This is a genomic window from Massilia sp. UBA6681, from assembly GCF_002454935.1.
GTDB classification, from domain to species: Bacteria; Pseudomonadota; Gammaproteobacteria; order Burkholderiales; family Burkholderiaceae_D; genus Telluria; species Telluria varians.
Genome location: NZ_DKJX01000025.1, coordinates 1 through 4,374 on the forward strand (window position 1 = coordinate 1; position 4,374 = coordinate 4,374).

Below are 4,374 nucleotides of genomic sequence, written 5' to 3' on the forward strand. Positions count from 1 at the left end.
GCCGGGCGGCAGCCGCGGCCCGCTGGGCCCGGACACCCTCGCGCGCAGCCTGTTCCTCGCGCGCCGCGCGTGCCTCTTCGATTTCCTGCAGCAGGGCGCGCTCGCGCGCGAGCCGGGCCAGGGCGTCCGGCGCCGGCTCTTGCGCGGCCTGCACCTTCAGGGCCACCGCGCCGCTTCCGCAGGGCCGGTCGTGGTAACTGATCCTGCCGCCTTCCTTGCATTTGTAGATCGTGCCCGCGCTTGCTGCGCTGGAGGCCAGGCAAAGGATCGCCATCGATATGTGCTTGCGCATGTGAATGTCCCCGGTCATAGAATTTTGCCAGGGTTCATAATGCCGAGCGGGTCCAGTGCGGCTTTGACGGCACGCATCATGTCCAGTTCGACCGGGTCCTTGTAGCGCGCCAGTTCCTCGCGCTTGAGGGCGCCGATCCCGTGCTCGGCCGAGATCGAGCCGTGGAAGCGGGCGACGCTGTCGTGGACGATGCGGTTGACCGATTCGTGGTGCGCCAGGAAACTGTCGTGGCCGGTACCGGCCGGCGGCGCGATGTTGTAGTGCAGGTTGCCGTCACCCAAGTGTCCGAAGCAGACGACCTGGCAGCCGGGGAAGGCGGCCTGCAAGGCGCGATCGGTGTGGTCGATAAAGTCGGGGATGTTTGATACCGGCAGCGAGATGTCGTGCTTGATGTTCTTGCCGGCGGCCGCTTGCGCCATCGAAATGTGCTCGCGCAGCTTCCACAGGCCGATCGACTGGCTGACCGAACGGGCCAGCACGGCGTCCAGCGCAATGCCGCTTTCGAGCGCCGCCCCGACCGCGGACTCGACAAGGCCGGCGGCGTGATCTTCGGATTCGTTGCTCGACAGTTCGACCAGCGCATACTGCGGATAGTGGTCGGCGAAGGGCCGCGGCAGCTCGGGGAAATGGGTATGGACCAGGCGCAGGCAGAGATCGGACATCAGCTCGTAGCCGGTCAGCGCGGCGCCGCAGCGTTCCTGCATCAGGGACAGCAGCGCGAGTGCTTCTTGCGGCGAGTCGAGCGCGACCAGTGCCGTCAGGGCTGCCTTCGGCTGCGGATACAGCTTGAGCACGGCGGCGGTGATGACCCCGAGCGTGCCCTCGGCGCCGATGAACAGCTCGCGCAGCGCATAGCCGGTATTGTCCTTGCGCAGGCCGCGCAAGCCGTCCCACACCTGGCCCCGGGCGGTGACGACTTCCAGTCCCAGGCACAGCTCGCGGGTATTCCCGTAACGCAGCACCGCGGTGCCGCCCGCATTGGTGGCCAGGTTACCGCCGATGGTGCAGCTGCCTTCGCTGGCCAGCGACAGCGGAAACAGCATGCCGGCCTCGAGCGCGGCCTGCTGGACGTCGTACAGGATGCAGCCCGCTTCGACCGTCATGGTGCGGTTGGCCGCGTCGATGGCGCGGATGCGGTTCAGGCGCCGCAGCGACAGCACGACGGCGCTGCCGCTGGCATCCGGCACGCTCCCGAGCACCAGGCCGGTACGGCCGCCCTGGGGAACGACGGGCACGCGCGCCTCGGCGCAAGCGGCAACCACCTGGGCCACCGCGCGGGTATCGGCCGGCAGGACCACGGCCAGCGCGCGCCCGGTGAAGCGGCCGCGCCAATCTTCCAGGTAAGGGGTCATCGCGGCGGGATCGAGGACCAGGTGGGCCTCGCCGACGATGGCGCCGAGGCCGGCGACGAAGGAGGCCAGCGCGGCGCCGGCCGGCTGTACCTCAGTCATGCGGGACTTTGACCTTGTCGAGCAGTTCCTTGGCCAGGCGCTTGGCTTCCTTCTTGTACGGATGCAGGAACAGCAGCGCGCAGGCGTAGTAGACGACCACCAGCACGATCTCGCCGACCGCCATGCCGCGCGAGGCTTCGGAAGTGTCGGCCCAGGCGCGCACCACGCCTTCGGCGAAATAGATGAGGATCACCATCGACGACCATTGCAGGGTGTAGAGGTCGCGCTTGATCACGCCGCGCAAGGGCAGCAGCAGGGGCAGCGCCTTGAGCGCAAGCAGCGAGCCGCCCGGGTGCAGCGGCGCGACGAACACTTCCCAGGCCACGAGCCAGCCGATCAGCCAGATCAGGCTTGCGATTGCGCCGGCATGAAAGACTTTTGCGGTATCCATCATTGCATTCCGTGGAGTTTGACCGCGGCGAGCGCCAAGCGTTTGCCGAGCGCGATGGCGAGCACGCGCTCGTCCTCGCTCAGGGCGCGCTTGCCGTCGGCGCCGGCCCAGTGCGAGGCGCCGTAGGGGCTGCCGCCGCTGGCGGTATTCATGAGTTCAGGATGCGAGTAGGGCAGTCCCATCACGAGCATGCCGTGGTGTAACAATGGGAGCATCATCGACAGCAAGGTCGATTCCTGGCCGCCGTGCAGGCTGCCGGTGGACGTGAAGACGACCGCCGGCTTGCCGGACAGGGTGCCGTTGACCCAGTCGGCGGCGGTGCCGTCGAGGAAATACTTGAGCGCGGATGCCATGTTGCCGAAGCGGGTCGGCGAGCCGAGCGCCAGGCCGGCGCATTCGCGCAGGTCGTCCAGCTCGACATACGGGGCGCCTTCGCCCGGAACCTCGGGCGCGGTGGCCTCGGTCACGGTGGAGACCGCCGGCACGGTGCGCAGGCGCGCATCAAGCCCGGGCACGCTCTCGATGCCCTGGGCGACCAGTTCGGCCAGCTTGCGGGTGGCGCCATGGCGCGAGTAGTACAACACGAGAATGGTCAGGTTCGGGGTCAGGGTCGGCTTCATCGTTGGTATTATAGGGCGCTTTGCTCAATTGACATGCCCTTTGCGGGGCGAATCGAACCACCGAATGCTTTCCAAGACCGTCCACTCCCTGTCGCGCAGCACGGGCGACCTGCTGGCCATCGGCAGCGACCGCGCGCGCGGCCTGACGCTGGGCGAAACCGGCGACCTGTTGCGCTTCGCCCGGCGCCGGCTGCGCGAAGAGAAATTGCCGCAAGTGGCAGGGAGCCTGACCTTCACGACCACCCTGGCGCTGGTGCCCCTGCTCACCATCGTGCTGGCGATCCTGACCACCTTCCCGGTGTTCGGCCAGGTGCGCGCGGCGCTCGATACCTGGTTCGTGCAGACCCTGATGCCCAAGGCCATCGCCAACACCATCAGCGCCAACCTGACCCAGTTCGCCGACAAGGCCAAGGGCCTGTCCCTGCTGGGCGCCGTGCTGCTGCTCCTGACCACGACCACGATGATGGGAATGATCGAGCGCGCCTTCAACCAGATCTGGGGCGTGCGCCGGCCACGGCCGTGGTCGCAGCGGGTGCCGGTCTACTGGTCCATCATCACGCTCGGGCCGATCCTGTTCGGGCTGTCGCTCACCGCCACCTCGCAGCTGTTCAGCGCCACGGGCGGCCTGGTGAAGTCCTTTCCGTTCCTGGGCGCGCTGTTCTACACCGCGGTGTCGGTGGCCCTGAGTGCCGGGGCCTACATGCTGCTCTACATGGCAGTACCGAACCGCCGCGTGCACTGGCGCGACGCGCTGTGGGGCGGGCTGGCGGCGGCGATCGCCTTCGAGCTCGCCAAGCGCGGCTTCGCCCTGTTCATCCGCCAGTTCCCGACCTACGCCATCATCTATGGCGCCCTGGCGGCGCTGCCGTTGTTCCTGGTCTGGATGTACCTGTCCTGGCTGATCACCCTGGTGGGCGCCGTGCTGGCCGCCGCGCTGCCGGTGGTCAAGTACGAGCGCTGGAAGCACCAGCCGACGCCGGGCAGCGCGTTCGTGGACGCGATGGCCGTGCTCAAGGTGCTCTGCGGCAGCGCGCGCGTGACCGGCACCACCCTGGTCTCGAATGCGGCGATCCGGGCGCACACGCGCATCGGCTACGACGAGATGTCGATGCTGCTCGAGAAGATGGTGGCGGCGGGCTGGGTCGGGCGGGTGCAAGACGAGCTCCCGGCGGGTGTGCGCTGGGGTCGCGGCGCGCGCGAGAACGTCGAGAACTGGGTGCTGCTGGCCGATCCATGCAAGATCCGGCTGGCCGACGTCTACCGCCTGTTCGTCTTCGATGCCGGCACTGCCGATGCAGCGCCGCCTGCCACGCCGCTGGCGCTCGACACGGCGGCGCTGGCGCGCCAGGTCGAGGCAGCCGTGGAGGAGGGGTTGGAACAGAGCCTGGCCGAGCACTTCGGGCTTGCTGCCTGAGGTCAAAAAACCCGCTTGCCATAGTCCAGGGCGTGTATCATTTGCAAATTGCGCAATTTGACGATGAACGCCTTTTCCTCCCTTGATGACCACCCGCGAGCCCCGCCCCGCAGCGCCGCCCCGTTCCACCACCGCTCCGTTCGCGCCGGACGGCGCCGCGCTCGCGCCGCTGCTGCAGTCGCGCGACTGGTCGCGCAGCCCGCTCG

5 protein-coding genes are annotated in these 4,374 nt (G+C 68.2%); 1 reads left to right on the forward strand and 4 read right to left on the reverse strand.

Features of this window, described 5'->3' with window-relative positions; genetic code table 11:
- From B2R83_RS02990 to wrbA, 4 genes are all read right to left on the reverse strand, one after another.
- Nucleotides 1-292, reverse strand: a 292-nt coding sequence (locus tag B2R83_RS02990) for a DUF4124 domain-containing protein (RefSeq protein WP_292038208.1), incomplete at its 3' end; no start/stop codon positions are given.
- Nucleotides 293-306: 14 nt separating this feature from the next.
- Nucleotides 307-1,743: an FAD-binding oxidoreductase gene (locus B2R83_RS02995; protein WP_292038209.1), complete on the reverse strand. Its 1,437-nt coding sequence runs from the start codon at nucleotides 1,741-1,743 to the stop codon at nucleotides 307-309.
- Entirely contained in the window at nucleotides 1,736-2,134 is a 399-nt protein-coding gene (locus B2R83_RS03000) for a DUF2069 domain-containing protein (RefSeq protein ID WP_373965504.1), read from the reverse strand. The genes B2R83_RS02995 and B2R83_RS03000 overlap by 8 nt, the downstream gene beginning before the upstream one ends.
- Entirely contained in the window at nucleotides 2,134-2,754 is a 621-nt protein-coding gene (gene wrbA, locus B2R83_RS03005) for an NAD(P)H:quinone oxidoreductase (protein WP_292038211.1), read from the reverse strand. Before wrbA ends, B2R83_RS03000 begins: the two co-directional genes overlap by 1 nt.
- A gap of 64 nt (nucleotides 2,755-2,818) precedes the next feature.
- On the opposite strand from wrbA, the gene B2R83_RS03010 reads away from it, so the two are divergent.
- A complete protein-coding gene (locus tag B2R83_RS03010) occupies nucleotides 2,819-4,168 on the forward strand; it encodes a YihY family inner membrane protein (RefSeq protein WP_292038212.1) in 1,350 nt (449 codons plus the stop codon).
- Nucleotides 4,169-4,374 lie beyond the last annotated feature (206 nt).